Raw genomic sequence first — 19158 nt, forward strand, 5'->3', positions numbered from 1 at the left:
ATGCGGGCAATATCAACTCCACAAAGGACACCGTCTTCCTTAGGAAAAATTATCCCCAGTGTCTGTGAATCAGGTGGCACGATTGGATCGGTTGTGATATCACCTTTGCCGAGATCTTCCTTTAAGGCATTTCTTACTATTTTTCTTATTTTGCTTTCAAAAGTATTGATATTACCTCCTTTTTAAAAATTTCTAATTTTTTTATTATATCGTCTTTCACTAATTTCCATTTTTTTCTTTATCTCTTTTATTTTATCCCTGAGTTCCGCAGCCTTCTCAAATTCCATTAGAGATACCGCATCAGCCATTTCCTTATAAAGCCTTTCTATTTCTTCGAAGGATTCTTCTTCTTTTTTATCTTCAGATAATAATCTATCTGCTACAGAGGTTGCCTTGAGAATCTCTTCTTTTGTTTTCACAATACTGCGCGGTGTGATATTGTGAATGCGATTGTATTCAATCTGTTTGTTGCGACGGCGTTCCATCTCAGATAGTGCTCTTTTCATTGAGTCCGTTGTTTCGTCAGCATAAAGTATGACTTCACTACGGACATTCCGTGCAGCACGACCTGCTGTCTGTATCAAAGACCTTTCGCTTCTTAAAAATCCTTCACGGTCAGCATCAAGGATTGCGACGAGCCCAACTTCAGGAAGGTCAAGCCCTTCCCTTAATAAATTTATGCCAATCAGGACATCAAATTCGCCGAGTCTCAAACCGCGTAGTATCTCAACCCTCTGTATTGCATCAATCTCTGAATGCATATAACGAACTCTTATACCAATTTCATTGAGATACTGGGCGAGTTCTTCAGCCATCCTTTTAGTAAGGGTTGTGACCAATACCCGCTCATTATTAGAAATATGTTTCTGGATTTCGTTGATCAAATCGTCAACCTGATTGCTTGCTGGTTTCACAACAACCTGAGGATCAACAATACCGGTAGGCCTCACAATCTGTTCAACTATCCGATTATTAGATTTCTTTATCTCCCATTCTGCAGGCGTTGCAGAGATACAGATTGCCTGATTGATTAGAGATTCAAATTCATCAAATTTTAATGGTCTGTTTTCTAATGCTGATGGTAGTCTAAATCCATATTCTACAAGGGTCAACTTTCTTGAATGGTCGCCTTCATACATTCCCTGAATCTGAGGGATTGTTACATGGGATTCATCAATCACGATTAGAAAATCCTTTGGAAAATAGTCTATCAAGCAAAAGGGCCTTTCTCCTGGTTTTCTCCCGGAAAGATGCATTGAGTAATTTTCTATGCCTGGGCAATAACCGAGTTCTAACAGCATTTCGCAATCAAATAAGGTGCGCTGTAGTAAACGTTGTGCCTCAAGTAATTTTCCCTGTTTTTCAAATTCCGCAACCCTTTTTTCAAGTTCAATCTTTATATTTTTCACCGCCTCTTCAAGCCTTGGTCGGGTTGTGATAAAGTGTTTTGCCGGGAATATAATTACTTCATTCAACTCTTTTAATAAATTGCCAGTTAAAGGGTCAAAGATATAAATTTTCTCTATGAATTCATCAAAGAATTCTACTCTTATTGCATTTTTCTCATCGGCAGGGAATATGTCAATTACATCCCCGCGGACACGGAAAGTTCCCTGGGTGAATTGAATATCATTGCGCTTATATTGAATACCTACGAGTTGGTTGATTAATGATTCCCTACCTTTTTCAACTCCTTTTTTTAAGAATACAACGAGCTCTTTTACCTCATCTGGAGAACCAATATTATAAATACAGGAAACAGATGCAACTATTATGACATCATTTCTGGTTAAAAGTGAAGAGGTTGCCTTCAACCGGAGGCGTTCAATCTCTTCATTTATAGATGCATCTTTTTCTATATACAAATCACTTTCCGGAACATAAGCCTCAGGTTGATAATAATCATAATAAGAGATAAAATACTCAACTGCATTCTCCGGAAAGAAAGATTTGAATTCACTATATAACTGGGCGGCAAGGGATTTATTGTGCGATATGACAAGGGTCGGCTTTTGAACCTGTTCAATTACATTGGCAATCGTAAATGTTTTACCTGAACCAGTAACACCAAGCAAGGTTTGGAATCTGTATCCTGATTTGATGCCCTGGACTAATTTTTCAATTGCCTCAGGCTGGTCTCCGGCAGGTTTGAAGTTAGATATTAGTTTAAATTTCACGCTTCAAGATTTTAAATGACTTGGCAGGTAGAGACAGTCTTAGCTGTTGGGTTGCTACTGTCATTTTTTCCCCAGTCATAAGGTTCGTGTAAGTTCCGTTCCAGACTGGTAGGACGGTATAACTTTGGCTATCACCACTATTGATTATAACAATTATCCCACCACGATCATAGGCATAGACACGATTTATGTCATTTACATACAATGTATAGTAGTATTTATTGTTGAGAATTGGATTGTTTTTACGAATGGTTATTAATTTTTTTATCTCTTCAAATAAAGAACGGTTTTGTTTTTCGTATTCCCAGGGAAAACTGCCCATATTTAGAAATTGACCATCTTTCATTCCTACTTCGTCGCCGTATGTTAAAACTGGGGAACCACAGAAAGTGAAGAGAAAAGCATTGAGTAACAAAAGATTATCAATACTTGCTATGTTTGATATTCTAATGTTAAAATCACTCAAATCAATAAGGTTGGTAAGATTAATCTGTGAGGGCATGAAAAAGAGGATTTTTTTCAATTCGCTGTCGAATTCGCTGGTGGATATTTTATTATGGACGAAATAATTCATTATCAAATCGGCAATCTTTTTGTTGGCAGTTCCATCAAAACCGTTGATACCAAAATTTTCTGAACTACCAAGAACGAGGAGTTCTGGGTATTTTCTTTTGAGGGAATTTTTCAGAATACGAACAAAATCAGGGTCTATTTTAAAATCTTCTCCTATATAAACACCATCAAATCCAAAATGTAGCCAGTAGTCAATATAACCAATTAAGAATGCCTGAACCGATGGTTCTTTCAAATTTAATTTAGGAAAACGGGCATCATTGAGCCAACAGTCGTAATTTGGAGGGGATGTTTTGACTGGTAAAGAGTGGATGAAATACCAGTTATAATATTTTGAGGCTGAGCCATTTTTTATTACATCCTGAAAACTCGCAAAATCTGTACCAGTATGGGTGACAATGAACTTTAGTATTATACGCTTTTTCCTTAAATGGATTTCGTTTATTAAATTCTTTAGTTCAATTGTATCACCAAGATGTATATCAAGATTTGCATAATCACGCAGGTCATATTTATGATTAGAATTGGCAGATAGGATCGGTTGCAACAATAATATATCAAAATCTAAGGAATCAAGGTAAGGCAATTTTTCAATAATCCCCAGCAGGTCTCCGCCATAAGAGTATTCCCTATCCGGAATTTTTCCCCAGGGGGCAACATTCTTGGGATCATTTGTTTTGTTTGCATTATAAAATCCGTCCGGAAATATACTGTAATAAACCTTACTGTATGCCCACTCAGGAATTATAAAAGGTTGCTGCAGGCATTTGAATGTGCCGGTCTGGGGCAAAAATAATGAGTCGGTTTTATCACGCACAAGTATTTGATAATTGAATGTTGTATCAAATTTTCCAACATCAGCGGTAAAATAGTCGTATCTATTATCTTGAAAACCGAGTGTCATTTTTGTTCTTTTATTAGCATAAATAACAAAGGCTTCAAGGACAGTTCCTTTACTAACACGCAGTTTTATTTCACCCATCCAGGGATTAGCATAAAAAATGTTATCCGGATTATGGTTCAAGGCATCAAAATCAAGAGCATTAGATAGAATGATAAACACTATTGTGCTAATGACTATTTTCTTCATACAAAGAATTTTACATAATGTAAAAGATTTGTCAATAGGGAGATGCTTGACATTAGATTTTTTTTAATTATTATAGGATTATGAGAAATGAACGGGAATTTTTGTTAAAGAAAACAATAGGTGTTTTATACGGCGGTTGGTCATCGGAAAGAGAGATATCCATAGGTTCGGGAAAGACAGTTGCCGAATCATTAAAAAAACAGGGATTTACGGTAAAAGAGATTGATGTAGACAGGAATTTTATTAAAAAATTGCGCGGTATTGACATTGCATTTATTGCATTACATGGTAAACCAGGTGAAGATGGTACTATTCAGGGGATACTTGAATTTTTGGGGATCCCTTATACCGGTTCGGGTGTTATTGGTTCCGCAATAGGTATGGATAAAATTATTTCTAAATATTTATTTGAATCCCGTGGTATTCCTACACCAAAATATTATTACGAGAAAGACATGGATATTGATAAGATTATTGAGAAACTCGGTCTGCCTGTTGTTATCAAACCCCGGGCTGAAGGTTCAAGTGTGGGGGTTTTTATCCTTGAAACGCGTGAAGAACTTGCCAAAAAGATAAAATCTGTTACAAAGAAATATCCTGATATTTTCTTTGAACAATACATACCCGGTATGATGGCAACCTGTGGAATTTTAAATGAGGTCCCCCTTCCAGTACTTGAGATCGCCCCCAGGAAGAGAAAATTTTATGATTATAAATCAAAATATACAAAAGGGATGACTGAATATATAATCCCGGCAAGATTACCTGAGGATAAATACAAATTAACGCAGAGCTTTGCCTTATCAGCACACCAGTCAATCGGTGCCTATGGTTTTTCCAGGGTAGATTTTGTTTTTGATTTTGAACATAATCCATATGTGCTTGAAGTCAATACTATCCCCGGATTGTTACCAGAGTCAAATTTGCCCCTTGAAGTAAGGGCGATCGGTCTAAATTATGATGAACTTATTTTTGAAATCCTGAAGACTGCGCTCATAAGGGTGCAGGGAAAAAAGTAAGGTAAGTATTTATTTTTCACATTATTTTGTTTACTTAATTATTGACTTTTTTCTTTTTTTTGTTATAATCTATGTCTTATGAATTTTTTCTTATTGCCTTCTAATAATCTCAATCAGCTCTTAAAGAATTTTTCAAAAGGGGCGAAAATATTCTACCCTTTTTCTGAAAATGGTAAAAGCCATATTATTGAGTATAATCCTGAACATAATTTTGAGCCTGATTTTAGCAAAATCAGAACCGCACAGAATATCAAAAATTTCTTTTTTCCAGCAAGGGGTATTGTTGCCCGTTTTCCCGCAAAAATAGAACTTAGAAGCAATCCAATTGTACTTATGGGCGTTAAGAACTGCGATTTAAGGGGGATTGAGGTCTATGACCGTGTGTTTTTGAAATGGCAGCCGGTTGATCATATATATAAGGAAAGAAGGGATAATATCATTATTATCTCTGCTGACTGCCCTGAACCGCACGATACCTGTTTCTGCAATTTTGTTGGGTTGAAACCGTATCCTGAAGGCATAAGCGATTTGAATATAACTGTTGTAAAATCGGGTTATTTATTTGAAGTATTTTCAGAAAAAGGTCAAAACTTGATAGATGAAAATAAGGGATTATTTATAGAGGCTGAAAGTGAAAGCATAAACGAAAGGAATAATTTAAGAAAAAGTGCAATTGAAAAACTCGAAAATATAAATAAAAAGAGAATAAAAGAGAAGGTTTATGAACTGGTTGAAAAGGCAGATAAAAGGACCATAAGGGAAGCCCGTGACGAATGTGTTGAATGTTTCTCCTGCCTCCATTGCTGTCCTACATGCTACTGTTTTTTGTTAAGTGATTATAAAAAGGGTGATGATATTGAAAGGGTAAGGGTCTGGGATGCCTGTTATTATGCTGCCTATGCCCGGGTTGGCGGTGGTGCGAATCCACGCAGTCGCATAGATGAAAGATTCTGGAATAGATTCCAATGTAAATTTAATTATTTTTATCAATATGAAAAATTCTTTGCCTGTTCAGGCTGTGGAAGATGCTTTGTTGGTTGTTCGGCAAAGATTGATATAAGAGAAATTCTTAATAAAATATGAATCCTTACGAACCGATATTGACAAAGATTAAAAAGATAATTCCGGAGACGCCAACAATAACAACATTCGTTCTTGACGGCAAACCTATAGAATTTGAAGCAGGACAATTTGCAGAACTAACTGTATTAGGTGTTGGTGAAGCACCTTTTACACCTTCTTCATCCCCTTATGCAAAAGACTTGGAATTCACGATAATGAAGGTGGGCAGGGTTACCCAGAAGTTGTTTGAGTTGAAAGAAGGGGATACGGTAGGGGTGCGGGGACCATTTGGAAAACCATATCCTTTAAAAGAATTTAAGAAAAAAGATGTATTTATCGTTGGAGGCGGTGTTGGTTTTGCCCCGCTTCGTTCATTATTCCTGGCGCTGGTGGAGAACATTAAGGACTATAAAAAGATATATATTAGATATGGTGCAAGGACACCAAAAGATATTGTCTATAAATATCTGCTACCCGAATGGCAGAAGATAAAAAATGTTGATATTTTATTGACTGTTGATGTTGGTGATGAAGAATGGAAGGGCAGGGTTGGTGTGGTTACGACAATCCTTGATGAAATCCCGGTTGATATAAAGACGACTCCGGCTATCGTGTGTGGACCACCATTGATGATGAAGTTTACTACCCAGCGGCTTGTTGATGCGGGATTTAAGGATTCAAATATATATCTTTCTATGGAGAAGAATATGTCCTGCGGGATTGGAAAATGTAATCACTGCCGGGTCGGCAGATTCTATGTATGTAAGGATGGACCGGTGCTGACCTGGAAGGATGTGAAAGACATAGAGGATCCATTCCTATGAGCGTTAACCGTTTACCGTTTACCGTTAAACGAACTTTATGTACATTCTGTGGATATGGTTGCGAATTGGGGATTGTTTTTGATGATTTTGGCATAAGGGGTGTAGAATATTTAAAAGACACACCAAATCAGGGTAGAGTTTGTCCCAGGGGGAGTGCTTCTGCTTTTTATCTAAACCATTCTAAAAGGCTTTGTGTTCCCGTAGAAAACGGCAAGTATAAAAACTGGGAGTTTATCAATCAATTGTTCCGGGAAGTATTAAAACAGCCTGATTCGATTGCAATAACTGTTGATAGAAATGTAACAATAGAAGAAGAGAATACAATCATTGGATTTTGTAAAAAACACAAAATAAATAATATTGCATCTACTTATTTTGAATCCGAGGCACTGCTGAAAAGATTTATTGATGAAAAATCACCAGTTTCACTTGATGAGATAGAGAAATCTCAGATGATAATTATTCTTGGTGATGTTTTTAATTATGCACCAATGATTTCAAAGAATTTGATAAACTGGAAGTTGAGCGATAGAAAACATCGTCTTGTAGTGATTGATTCTATAAAAACTCATACCTCATACTTTGCTACAGATTTTCTAATGGTAAGGCCGGGAACCGAGGGACTCGTGCTACTTGTGCTTGCCGGTGAAACACTGTCAGGAATTAATGTTTCTGAAATAACCGGTATCCCAGAAAAAGTTGTTGAAAGAATCACAAAGGATTTTAAATCTGCGGAAAATGGACTTTTGATTGTTTCAATGCCCTTTGCCCATAGTTATGAACCGCAAATAATCGCTGAAGGGGTTAAGAGATTTGCAGGTGAGAGCAAGAAGAAGGTTCTGCCAATATTTGAGTTTATGCATTATAATGATTTTACACCTTTTGGAAGAATTTTTGATTTAATAAAAAATAATAAGATAAAATATATTATAAATTTTGGCGAATTGTTTCCGTTTTATTATCCACAATTGGTAAATGAATTATCCCAGGTTGAAATTTATGCTACATCAACCTTACGTTTTAAAGATTTTGTTCAATTCCCTGTCCCATTGAATATGGAAAAAGCAGGCACGATTCTCACAATATCGGGCAGTAAAGGCATCGGTGGTGAAATAAAACCAGCAAACGGGGCAAAAAACATCAATGAACTTTTAAATATTTTTGGTGTCGAGGATTCAACAATAGAGAAGAAAGACCTCAAGGTTGATATAAAATCCGGGGCAAAAAGGATAGCGGATTATTCGAGTAAGAAGACGGAAGGATACTTCAGACTATTCGGGGAGAAAGTCGCATACTATTATCTTGGTTTATTTGATAAACCAATTTTGAAAATAAACCCGGTGGATGCAGGTGAACTGGGAATTAAGCAGAATGATATTGTAAATGTGGAATCAAAAATCAGCAAAACTAAGATTCAAGTGAAGATAACGAATGAAGTACCAAAAGGTGTTTTATACACTCAACCAGAGATACCAGAAGTACGTGGATTGTTTGAATATGAGATTGTTGATGATTTTGTTAATTTCATTCCGACCGAGGTTAGAATATGGCAAGAAGAATAGTTTTAGACCTTGATTTATGCTGTGGGTGCAGGTCCTGCGAAGCCGCCTGCAAGGTTGCATTCAAGGGTGAGGCAAGGATAAGACACGGTGATATAGAAGGTGTAGCATATCTACCTTTGGCTTGTAAACATTGTAAAGAGGCACTGTGTCTTGCGTCCTGCCCGGTTGAGGCAATCACCCGCGATGAAAAGACCGGACTTGTGGTGAGGTCATCATTTAAGTGTATCGGGTGTCGGAGTTGTGCTTATGCCTGCCCATTTGGAGTTATTGATGCGCCACTTGTGCGCCATATATCACAGAAATGTAATCTGTGTAAGGACCGTGAAGAAGGTCCGAGATGTGTATCCGCCTGTTCATCTGGTGCACTCCAGTACCTTGACGAAGAAGAAATAAAGAAGATGGAGATTGGCGTAAGGATGGTTTCAAAGGATGCGTTTGTGAGGAGAAGATAATGAATTTTATCAGAATTCTATTTAACTATTTTATATTTCCTGGTTTTCTATTCACTGCAATTGTAGGTATGTTTTTAACCTGGATTGACCGCAAGGTGACCGCAAGGGTCCAGATGAGGGTTGGACCGCCGTGGTATCAACCTTATGCCGATTTTATGAAATTGTTGCTTAAAGAAACAATAATCCCCGAAGGTGCATCAAAGACTCTTTTCTTTATGGGACCAATTTTTGGTTTGATTTCAATGTCAATCCTTGCGGTTATGTTATTTACAATGAATTTTTCACCGGAAAATTCTTTTGCTGGTGATTTGATTGTGATGATTTATCTACTTGCCCTACCGCCGATTGGGGTGATCATTGGTGGTTCTGCTTCAAAAAATCCTTTAGCGAGTGTTGGCGCTTCAAGGGAGATGACACAGTATTTTGCCTATGAATTGCCATTCTTGATAACTATCGCCGGGATTGTTCTAAAATCTGGTGGAACGATAAAATTTGGTGAGATAGTATATCTGCAAAGAGTCAATGGGCCATTTTTATATTCAATATCAGGGATAATATTTGCCATAGTATTTTTGCTCGTGATACAGGCAAAATTGGGGTTTGTGCCATTTGACATACCTGAGGCGGAACAGGAGATTATGGCAGGACCTTATATTGAATATTCAGGTGTTGCACTTGCAATTTATAAAATAACAAAGGCAATGATGTTGTTGCTTCTGCCGGTATTTATGATTTCCATTCTTTGGGGTGGAGTTGGCGACTGGTGGGCAATTTTGAAATTATTATTGATTATTGTCTTGATAATTTTGATAAAAAATACCAATCCAAGATTGCGCATTGACCAGGCATTAAAATTTTTCTGGATATTTTTGGGAATTTTTGCTATTATTGGATTGGTGCTGGCAATGAAGGGATTATAAAGGGTAAAGAAGGGAGAAGAAGGGTGAAGAAGGGTGAAGAAGCGAAAATAAAAAAGGAGGTAATTGATGGGGGATTTTAAACTCTGGGGATTGAAGAAGTCACCCTGGGTTTTCCATGTTGCGGCTGCTTCGTGTAATAACTGTGATATTGAAATTCTTGATGTTTTAACGCCGAAATGGGATGTCGAGAGATTCGGTATCGTTCTTGTTGGTTCACCAAGGCATGCCGACGCATTGCTAATTACTGGAGTTTTGAACAGAAAGAGTTTACCGAGGGTTTTGCGTGTTTATGAACAGACACCAAAACCCTGTCTTGTTATTGGCGTTGGAACCTGTACCTGTCATTGCCATATGTTTGAAAAATCTTATAATGTGGTTGGACCTTATGATAGACATATACCGGTTGATGTTTTTATCCCTGGTTGTCCCCCTAAGCCCGAGGCAATAATAATGGGTGTGGTTAAGGCATTGAAGAGGCTTGGATGAATCGTAAAACGTTTACCGCGAACCGTGAAACGAAAAATGTAGCGGTGCGATTTATCGCACAAAAAAATATTAATGTAGCGCTCAGATTTATCTGGACGGAAATTGAATAGGAACAATATGAAGAAAGAATATTCAGAAGAGATATTGAATGAGATAAAAAAGAGATTTCCCGAAGTGGAGATTAAGATTCATTCTCCAAGAAGAACCTATATAAAAATAAATCGGGAAAGGGTTTATGAATTCGCAAAATATCTTTTTAATGAGTTGAATATGAGACTATCTATTGCGACCGGCATTGACACCCGTGATGGGATAGAGATATTATATCATTTTTCACATGATGCGAGTGGAACATACTACAATATCAAGACCCTTGTGCCTAAAGACGACCCGAAGATTAAAAGCCTTGCCGATTTTCTACCTGCCGCAAACTGGATTGAACGGGAGATTCATGAACTTCTTGGCGTTGATTTTGTTGGACATCCTAATCTTATTCCACTTTTGACCTCAGATGACTGGCCGGAAAGGACTTATCCACTGAGGAGAGATTATGAGTGAACTAAATCCGAAATCCGAAATCCGAAATCCGGAATATCGTGTTGTTCCCATCGGACCTTATCATCCACTCCAGGAAGAGCCTGAGTTTTTCAAATTGATAGTTGAAGGTGAAAAGGTCGTTGATTTGGAGATCAATCTCGGCTACAATCATCGGGGGCATGAATATATAGCACAGACAATGACCTTTGACCAGGTGCCTTTTCTGGTGGAAAGAATCTGTGGGATATGTTCTGATTCCCATCCCTATGCCTATTGTCTTGCAGTAGAAGATGTCTGTGGCATCAAGCCGCCCCCAAGGGCACAATATATAAGAACGATCATTGGCGAACTGGAAAGGATCCATTCCCATTATCTCTGGCTTGGGCTTGCCGGGCATTTTATTGGATATAATACAGTCTGGATGTGGGTATGGCGTTATCGCGAGCCGCTGCTTGATTTGTTTGAACTCATAATGGGCAATCGGAATCATTATGCAATAAATAAAATTGGTGGTGCAAGAAGGGACATTTTGCCCGAAGATTATCCAAAGATTGAAGAATATTTGAATCTGATTGAAGAGAAAACGGCAATGTTTACAAAGGCGATACTTGATGACCCGGTAATTCGTGCCCGACTTGAAGGGGTTGGTATTTTGAAAAAAGAAGACGCGATTGCCTACGGGGTTTTGGGTCCGACTGCCCGCGGTTCGGGTGTGGCTATTGATGTTCGTAAAGATGATCCATATGATGCCTATGATCAGGTGGATTGGAATATTGTGGTATTTGAAGAAGGGGATGTTCTGGCAAAGGCGAAAGTAAGATTACTGGAGTGTTTTGAGTCCATAAAGATTGTGCGCCAGTGTCTTAGAAATATGCCCGAAGGTCCGATTGAGACAAGGATTGAAGAGATTCCACCCGGTGAAGGTATCGGCAGGCATGAGGCACCAAGGGGAGAGGTTTTTCATTATGTCCGTTCAGATGGTTCAAATATGCCGGTGCGGCATAAAATCAGGGCACCGAGTTATATGAATATTGCTTCTAATGTCGCAGCGGTGAAGGGATATTCCATTGCGGATGCGGCTTTGGTTCTTGCTGCAGTTGATCCCTGTTATTGTTGCACGGAGCGAACTATTGTTTATGAGAATGGTAAGAAGAAATATGACGGCAGAGATTTATTGAAATTTTCCTGGGAAAAGACTGAGAAGATAAGAAGGAGATATAATAAATGAGAAATTCTAAGTCCGAAATACAAAATCCGCAAAGATGGGCAAACGTTTTACGGTTGCGAAATGTGCTACGGTTTGGAAAAACGGTTTCGATTAACGAAAAACGACAGACGAAGCGCTTTTCTCAACCGACAAACGATAACTTTCCTTCTGAATTTACAAATTTAGCAACTGAGGTAAAATTCTTATGAATCCCAATTTTCTCTTTGATCGATTCGGAATATTCTTGAGCATCACCTTTGCCTTTATTGGATTGATGTCTTTTATCTATGCCCTTGCTACAATCAGACAGAAGGGGCACAGGCTGGAGTACTATTTAATGCTGTTATTGATTGTTGTCGCGGGCATTGGTGTTGCAATTACTACAAATTTATTATGGATATTTATTTTCTGGGAAATTTCAACATTTGCAGTCTGGCGGGCAGTGGTTTATTATCGTCGACCCGACCAGATTTCTTCAGGCAATGTGGTATTTATTACAAATATAATTTCAGCCGGCTTAATGCTGATAGGTATTGGGATGTTATATCTTGATAACAATTCGTTCGTTATCTCTGAGATTAAACAAATCAATATTACTGCTCTTACATTTATTACAATCGGAATTTTTGCCAAGTCTGTAATTTTGCCGATCCATTTCTGGCTGATTCCTGCCTATGCCTCAATACCTTCTGCAATTGGCGGTTCGCTCGCGGGGATTGCTGAAAATCTGGGTCTCATCCTGTTCTATCGTCTTTTCACAAACAATATTAACATACCTGAAAATTATTTCACAATCGTTGCCTGGCTTGCAGTGATATCAAGTTTGATTGCTGGTGGTTCTGCATATAGAACAAATCGCTTGAGATATCTACTTGCCTATTCAACCATCAGCCAGATCGGATTTATATTATTAGGGTTTTCGGTAAATAATTTTTTTGGTAGTTATGGCGCAATCATATATATCCTTGCGCATGCCCTTGCAAAATCAGGGTTATTTTATGGTGTAGGGACGATTGAGGATATAACCGGAGAGGCAAATATAAAAAATATTTCCTGTATGTTAAGGGTTTCACCGGCATTGACTGTGATGATGGCATTATTATTCAGTTCAATCGTTGGATTTTTCCCAATGATTGGTTTCTTTGCAAAATTGATGGTTGTAATTGGCGCAGTGCAAAGGAATTATCTTTTTGGATTTTTTGCGATTGCCTCAGCGGTATTTACTCTTTTATACAGCGACCGTTTTTATCATGAATTATTTTATGGAGAAAAATGTGATATCGCGGAATTGAAAACAGAAAGAAGACCCGGGGTTATTGAAATTGGAGTGGTCTTTATTCTCACACTGCTTTCTCTAATATTGGGTGTGCTTTTCTATGAAATATTAGCATTCGTCGGAGGTATCTAATGAAAGAGATTTATGTTATTATGCTTTTACCTGTTATGTGCGGTTTGTTAGGATTTCTGGTAAGAAGATTGCGTAATGAAATGGGATTTTTGGGGTTTGTTATCACCTTCTATTTTGCATTAAGAATCTTTTTGACATTCCAAAATCAGACATTTTCATATAGTATCGCAGAGATAGCCGGCATTAACTTCAGGATATATTTGGATAACCTGACAAGATTTATACTTCTTTTTAATTCCATTTTCGCACTTTTGATTTTACTTTATTCAATTTCTCCAATGAGAAAAATGCCGGGTGAAGGTGTTTATCAATTGTATCTCGGTTTGACACTTTCTGGTGCTAACGGTGTTGTGCTAAGTGGCAATCTCATATTAATGTTGATATTCTGGAATATGCTTGTGTTTTCGCTATACGGAATTTTATTGGTCGGCAAGAAAGAAAGTGTTATTGCAGCGAGAAAGGCATTGACAATCGTTGGTGTTTCGGATTTTGTTCTTATGTTGGGTATCATTATTGTATATGCCATAGCCGGAAATGTTGACTTCCCTTCGGACCCGCGTCTACCTTTAAATAGTGGTATCCTGATTACTACATATATTTTATTACTTGTCGGAGTCCTTGCCAAGGCAGGTGCGATGCCATTGCATACCTGGATTCCCGAGGCAGCAAAGGTTGTACCTGCTTCAACGATGGCGTTTATTCCAGCGAGTCTTGATAAACTATTAGGTATATATTTTCTCGTCAGGATTTCTTATTATATATTTGACATAACTCAGTCAATGCCGATAAGAATGACTTTGATGGTTATTGGTGCAATAACGATTATCTTTGCCGTTATGATGGCACTCGTGCAAAAAGAGGCGATGCGCTTGTTATCATTCCATGCGGTATCACAGGTTGGTTATATGGTTTTGGGTATTGGAACTGGAATACCGGTTGCTATTGCGGGCGGTTTATTCCATATGATTAATCATGCTATATACAAAGCCTGTTTGTTTTTATCTGCAGGTTCGGTGGAATATCGTGCACGCACAACCGAACTTGACCATCTTGGTGGTCTTGGTACAAGGATGCCTTTGACCATGTTCTGTTTTATCATTGCCGCATTTGCTATTTCCGGTGTTCCACCATTAAATGGTTTTTATTCAAAATGGATGTTATATCAGGGAATAATTGAGTTGAATAAAGAAACAAATCTGTGGATTGTATTTTTGATCGCTGCAATGTTCGGAAGCGTTTTGACTTTAGCATCATTTTTGAAAATGACACACTCTCTATTTTTAGGTGAAAGACCAAAGGAACTTGATAAGGTGCGTGAAGTGAGATTTGGAATGATAACGCCTACACTGATTCTTGCTTTTCTTTGTATTGTATTCGGCATTTTTGCTGAAAAAATTCCCCTCGCACGATTGATATATCCGTCCTTACCATTCTTTAAAATTGAACCAATCGGATTTTGGTCTGCAGGATTGACAACAATTCTAATGATTTTAGGTCTTGTAATCGGATTGATTATTTTTATTTTGGGAACCGGACTCAAGCCCAGGAAGGGAAAGGTATTTGTTGGCGGAGAGGTCCTTGATACTGAAGAGGCAAGGATTACCGGTCCGAATTTTTATTCATCTGTCCACCAAATTGATATGTTAGAAAAGACATACAAATTTGGTGAAGAGGGGGCGTTTGATTTTTATAATTATCTCCGCGGGGTATTGGGTGGATTTTCAGTTCTTTTCAGAGAAGTGATTAATCAATTCTTTGTCATAATCTATCAGTCTTTGTCAAGAATCGTGGTCGCGCTTGGAAGTATCTTTTCTGCTATTCACACTGGTGAGCTACAGGGATATATAGGTTTGATATTTTTAGGGCTATTGATAATATTGCTACTGTTAGGAGTGAGATAATGATTGAGATATATCTATTTTTAGTCTTTATGATTATCGCTGCAATCATTGCGATTGAAATAAAGGATTTGCTTGCAGCAGCTATTGCTGTTGGCGCAGTTGGCTTTTCAGTGGCAATTCTTTTTATTTTGCTCCAGGCACCAGACCTTGCTATTGTCCAGATTGTTGTAGAGATTCTTACATTGATAATATTTGTTGCTGTAATTTTCAGGACAACGGATATTGATGAGACCGTGGATAAGAAATTCACACCAGCACAGATTGTAGGTTTGGTTTTTTATGGGTTTTTTGTGATACTATTTATTGTTGTAATGGAGCGTATATTCAACACTCTGCCACCTTTCGGCTCACCAATTATGAAAGTGGCGAGCGAATATATAAAACTGGGTTTGCCCAAAGTCGGTGGTGCAAACATTGTGGCAGATATAATCCTTGATTTCCGCGGACTTGATACACTCGGTGAGGCAACGGTACTATTCACATCAGTGATTGGAGTACTGGCGGTGATGAGAAAGATAGGAAGGAAATAGGAGGTCTTATGAGTCTCATTGTCAAGCGCGTCACAAATCTCGTCAGTGGTTTTATATTTATGTATGGTATCTATATTATTTTGCATGGACATTTAACACCGGGTGGTGGTTTTGCTGGTGGCGTTATTGTTTCGGGTGCATTAATTTTGCGGGTCCTTTCTTTTGGAAGTGCTGCGGAAAAAGAAAAAAGATTATCTACGATTGGTTCGGTATTTGAAAGTATCGGTGCCCTGCTCTTCTGGGGTGCAGCGTTTACGGGATTATTGGTAGCAGGTGTATTCTTTTTGAACGAACCCATTTTTGGACTCGGTAAACCCTTACATCTTTTCAGTGCTGGTTTGATACCAATATGTAATATTGCGATCGGTATAAAGGTTTCGGTTGGCCTATTATCTATTTTCCTTGCCCTTGCCGCATTGAAATATATAATGGAGGACTGATATGAGTGAAAAGCCGATAAACGTTAACCGTGAACCGTTTACCGATTATAAAAATTTTGTTTTTGATTTTGAAAAACTTGATGTCTATCAACTTGCGCTTGATTTTGTTGACGAAGTTTTTGAAATTACTTCTAAAATACCGTGGCAATTGCAAAGTTCGCTCGGTGACAATTTCAGACGTGCCGCACTTTCTATTGTGAGCAATATTGCTGAAGGCAGTGGTAAGATTTCTAATAGAGAGAAAAAGCATTACTACAAGATAGCACTAACATCCGACCGTGAATGTATCCCAATGATAACGCTTTTGAAAAGGCGTAAGCTCATAAGTCAGAATATTTATGAAAATCTCCGCGAAATTTGCATTCGTATTTCTTCTATGTTGATTAAACTTGAGCAATCGGTTAACGGTAAACGGTCAACGGTAAAAGGTACGCATAATTATGATGTCGGTCAACGGTCAACGGTAAACGGTAGACGATATAATAAGGAGGACTAATGGTTGTTTTCGCAAGTTGTATGATTTTATTTCTAATTGGTTTGTATGCAGTTGTTGCAAAGCGCAATTTAATAAAGATTGCGATTGGATTTGCAATAATGGAGTATGCCGTAAATTTGCTCTTTGCATTAATTGGTTTTAAAAAGGGCGCGATTGCACCAATCATAACGAAACTTGATATGCCTCATAATTTTGTTGACCCGGTTCCGCAGGCACTTGTTCTTACCGCAATTGTGATCGGTCTTGGAACAACCGCCCTGCTCCTATCCTTCATCGTCCGAATATACGAAAAGTTCAAGACATTTGATGTGAGTGAGATAAAGAAGTTAAAGGGCTAAAAATGGCGAAAGAGGGCTCAAGAGGGCAAGAAGGCGAAAGGATAGAAATGGCAGAAAGAGATAGTAAAGAGAGAAAGATTGGGTTGAAAGGGCATGAGCAAATGATTGTATGGCAAAACATAGACAAACTTGATTCTTATGTTCAATTTCTACTAAAGAAATTGCCTAAAAATGAATACAAGATGAGATCACAAATAGACGATGCATCAGATTCAGTTGGAGCGAATTTTGTCGAAGGCTATTATAGTGGCTCATTGTCTGAATATTTGAGATTTTTACACTATAGCCGAAGGTCGGCAGGAGAATTGAAAGAAAGGGTTAGAAGAGTGTTGCGTAAAGGTTATATTTCTGAAACAGAATATGAAAATTTTAATAATTTAGCTACCGGTGCCATGTATCTTTTGGACCGACTTATTCTGTCGTTAAGGATAAAAAAGGATAACCTATGATTACAGGATTTAAAATAATATCTATTCCGCTCAGCCATTTTGAGCCTTTTATTGCTCTTTTCAAGATGCCTTGTTGCCCCCTCGCCCTTTTTAGCCTTTTTGAGCCTTTTACTGCCTTTTATAGGAGGTCTGTATGATCTTTCTCCCCCTTTTCATTGCCTTGCCCCTTCTGGCTGCTTTTTTGATTCCATTGTTATCCAAATTATGGAAACCATTTGCACCAATTATTGGCAATATTACTACTTTTTTATTATTTGTTCTTTCGTTATATGGAATTGCAGTAATCCAGGGATTTCCGATGCTCGTTTATAAATTTGGTAACTGGCCACCGCCGATCGGTATCGTATTCAGTTTTGATGCCCTATCGGCATTTATGGTATTGGTGATTTCAATTGTAGTATTTTCAGGGGCAATATTTGCTGTCCGTTATTTAAATCATTATACAGGTCAATGGAAATTCTGGACATTATATATGTTGATTACTACAGGTTTAATGGGTATTTCTGTAACCGGTGATTTATTCAATATGTTTGTCTGGATAGAAATCTCTGCAATCGCTTCTTATGCCCTTGTGAGTTTCGGTATAGAAGCAGAAGAACTTGAGGCTTCTTTTAAATATATGGTGATGGGCGAAATCGCCGGTATGACACTTCTTTTGACGATAGCATTGATTTATGCTAAGACTTCAACATTGAACCTTGCGGATATCGCCCTTTCTTTGCAATCAATAAAGGATTCGGCATTCTACTGGTCCGTCCTTGCGCTTTTACTCTTTGCCTTTTCAGTAAAGGCAGCACTCGTTCCTTTCCATTTCTGGCTTCCGGATGCCCATCCGTCAGCACCTGCACCAATATCGAGTCTACTTTCTGGTGTGTTTATCAAAGTCCTTGGAGTTTATACAAGTGCTCGTTTTGTTTTCAATATCTTTGGTCTCAGCCGTGAAAACGCACCTTTCTTCTTTAATATTCTCATTGGCTTGGGGCTTTTATCAATAATCTTCGCAGGAGTTACTGCACTAAACCAGAACGATTATAAACGCCTGTTAGGATATTCTACGGTTTCCCAGGTGGGTTATATAATGCTTGGTTTAGGGGTTGGTAATTTTTATGGTGTTGCGGGTGCAATACTATATATCCTTGCCCATGCACTTGCCAAAGGCTTACTATTTTTAACATCAGGTTCTGTAGTATATGCGACCAACACAAGGGAAATTAACAAACTCGGCGGTCTGGGTGAAAAAATGCCGACAACTGCCTGGGGTTTCAGGTTTGGTGCTTTATCTTTGATTGGTTTGCCCCCACTCGTTGGTTTCTTTGCAAAATTTTTGATTGCCATTGGTGCGATAAAACAAGGGTTCTTGTGGCTTGCAATCGTGGCAATTGGATTCAGCGGTGTTACACTTGGCTATTTGCTAAAGATTGAAAACAATGTGTATTTGAAGAAAAATGGGGTAGAGGCTAAAGAATCTCCATTCCTTATGCGTGTGGCAATGGTATTTTTGGTCATTTTAATTATTCTCTTGGGAATTGGGTATAAACCAATGATGGATTTTGTGATACAACCGGCGGCTGAGGCATTGCTCAGAGGAACTGAATACATCAATCTGATATTGGGAGGATTTTAATGAAACCATTCCGCCATTCCCTATCCCTTGAAGGGAGAGGATTAAGAGCCTGCCCTGAATTCA

Annotated in this window: 20 protein-coding genes; 17 read left to right on the plus strand and 3 right to left on the minus strand. The window is 38.2% G+C overall.

The window, feature by feature from the left end; all coding sequences use genetic code 11:
• The 3 genes from ABIL69_04990 to ABIL69_05000 all read right to left on the minus strand — a co-directional run.
• The coding region (locus tag ABIL69_04990) for a hypothetical protein (protein MEO0123342.1) at positions 1-80 on the minus strand (80 nt) is incomplete at its 3' end.
• Between the two features lie 102 nt (positions 81-182).
• Positions 183-2177, minus strand: coding sequence for an excinuclease ABC subunit UvrB (gene uvrB, locus ABIL69_04995; GenBank protein MEO0123343.1), 1995 nt, complete (start codon positions 2175-2177; stop codon positions 183-185).
• Positions 2167-3840, minus strand: a complete 1674-nt coding sequence (locus tag ABIL69_05000; GenBank protein ID MEO0123344.1) for an alpha-amylase family glycosyl hydrolase — start codon at positions 3838-3840, stop codon at positions 2167-2169. Before ABIL69_05000 ends, uvrB begins: the two co-directional genes overlap by 11 nt.
• Positions 3841-3920: 80 nt before the next feature.
• On the opposite strand from ABIL69_05000, the gene ABIL69_05005 reads away from it, so the two are divergent.
• The 17 genes from ABIL69_05005 to ABIL69_05085 all read left to right on the plus strand — a co-directional run bounded on the left by ABIL69_05005 (position 3921) and on the right by ABIL69_05085 (position 19095).
• Positions 3921-4859: a D-alanine--D-alanine ligase gene (locus ABIL69_05005; protein MEO0123345.1), complete on the plus strand. Its 939-nt coding sequence runs from the start codon at positions 3921-3923 to the stop codon at positions 4857-4859.
• Positions 4860-4937: 78 nt separating this feature from the next.
• Entirely contained in the window at positions 4938-5942 is a 1005-nt protein-coding gene (locus tag ABIL69_05010; protein MEO0123346.1) for a 4Fe-4S dicluster domain-containing protein, read from the plus strand.
• Positions 5939-6745 (plus strand): FAD/NAD(P)-binding protein, encoded by an 807-nt coding sequence (locus ABIL69_05015; GenBank protein MEO0123347.1) that lies wholly within the window; start codon positions 5939-5941, stop codon positions 6743-6745. Before ABIL69_05010 ends, ABIL69_05015 begins: the two co-directional genes overlap by 4 nt.
• Entirely contained in the window at positions 6742-8307 is a 1566-nt protein-coding gene (locus ABIL69_05020) for a molybdopterin dinucleotide binding domain-containing protein (protein MEO0123348.1), read from the plus strand. Before ABIL69_05015 ends, ABIL69_05020 begins: the two co-directional genes overlap by 4 nt.
• Positions 8292-8759 (plus strand): 4Fe-4S dicluster domain-containing protein, encoded by a 468-nt coding sequence (locus tag ABIL69_05025; GenBank protein ID MEO0123349.1) that lies wholly within the window; start codon positions 8292-8294, stop codon positions 8757-8759. Before ABIL69_05020 ends, ABIL69_05025 begins: the two co-directional genes overlap by 16 nt.
• On the plus strand, positions 8759-9679 hold the full coding sequence (locus tag ABIL69_05030; protein MEO0123350.1) for a complex I subunit 1 family protein: 921 nt from the start codon (positions 8759-8761) through the stop codon (positions 9677-9679). The genes ABIL69_05025 and ABIL69_05030 overlap by 1 nt, the downstream gene beginning before the upstream one ends.
• A gap of 66 nt (positions 9680-9745) precedes the next feature.
• A complete protein-coding gene (nuoB, locus tag ABIL69_05035; protein MEO0123351.1) occupies positions 9746-10165 on the plus strand; it encodes an NADH-quinone oxidoreductase subunit NuoB in 420 nt (139 codons plus the stop codon).
• 117 nt (positions 10166-10282) lie between these two features.
• On the plus strand, positions 10283-10723 hold the full coding sequence (locus tag ABIL69_05040; GenBank protein ID MEO0123352.1) for an NADH-quinone oxidoreductase subunit C: 441 nt from the start codon (positions 10283-10285) through the stop codon (positions 10721-10723).
• Positions 10716-11930 (plus strand): nickel-dependent hydrogenase large subunit, encoded by a 1215-nt coding sequence (locus ABIL69_05045; protein MEO0123353.1) that lies wholly within the window; start codon positions 10716-10718, stop codon positions 11928-11930. The genes ABIL69_05040 and ABIL69_05045 overlap by 8 nt, the downstream gene beginning before the upstream one ends.
• A 184-nt stretch (positions 11931-12114) precedes the next feature.
• Positions 12115-13317 (plus strand): proton-conducting transporter membrane subunit, encoded by a 1203-nt coding sequence (locus ABIL69_05050; protein MEO0123354.1) that lies wholly within the window; start codon positions 12115-12117, stop codon positions 13315-13317.
• Positions 13317-15218 (plus strand): proton-conducting transporter membrane subunit, encoded by a 1902-nt coding sequence (locus ABIL69_05055; GenBank protein ID MEO0123355.1) that lies wholly within the window; start codon positions 13317-13319, stop codon positions 15216-15218. Before ABIL69_05050 ends, ABIL69_05055 begins: the two co-directional genes overlap by 1 nt.
• Positions 15218-15748 (plus strand): hydrogen gas-evolving membrane-bound hydrogenase subunit E, encoded by a 531-nt coding sequence (mbhE, locus tag ABIL69_05060; GenBank protein ID MEO0123356.1) that lies wholly within the window; start codon positions 15218-15220, stop codon positions 15746-15748. The genes ABIL69_05055 and mbhE overlap by 1 nt, the downstream gene beginning before the upstream one ends.
• Before the next feature lie 8 nt (positions 15749-15756).
• On the plus strand, positions 15757-16188 hold the full coding sequence (locus ABIL69_05065; protein MEO0123357.1) for an MnhB domain-containing protein: 432 nt from the start codon (positions 15757-15759) through the stop codon (positions 16186-16188).
• Between the two features lies 1 nt (position 16189).
• Positions 16190-16684: a four helix bundle protein gene (locus ABIL69_05070; GenBank protein ID MEO0123358.1), complete on the plus strand. Its 495-nt coding sequence runs from the start codon at positions 16190-16192 to the stop codon at positions 16682-16684.
• Positions 16684-17022: an NADH-quinone oxidoreductase subunit K gene (locus tag ABIL69_05075; GenBank protein MEO0123359.1), complete on the plus strand. Its 339-nt coding sequence runs from the start codon at positions 16684-16686 to the stop codon at positions 17020-17022. Before ABIL69_05070 ends, ABIL69_05075 begins: the two co-directional genes overlap by 1 nt.
• A 2-nt stretch (positions 17023-17024) precedes the next feature.
• Positions 17025-17471, plus strand: coding sequence for a four helix bundle protein (locus tag ABIL69_05080; protein MEO0123360.1), 447 nt, complete (start codon positions 17025-17027; stop codon positions 17469-17471).
• 133 nt (positions 17472-17604) lie between these two features.
• The gene (locus ABIL69_05085) at positions 17605-19095 is read left to right on the plus strand and encodes a proton-conducting transporter membrane subunit (GenBank protein ID MEO0123361.1); all 1491 of its coding nucleotides are present in this window, start codon (positions 17605-17607) and stop codon (positions 19093-19095) included.
• Positions 19096-19158 lie beyond the last annotated feature (63 nt).

The organism is candidate division WOR-3 bacterium (assembly GCA_039802005.1).
Lineage (GTDB): Bacteria > Hydrothermota > Tepidihabitantia > SM23-42 > JAOAFX01 > JAOAFX01.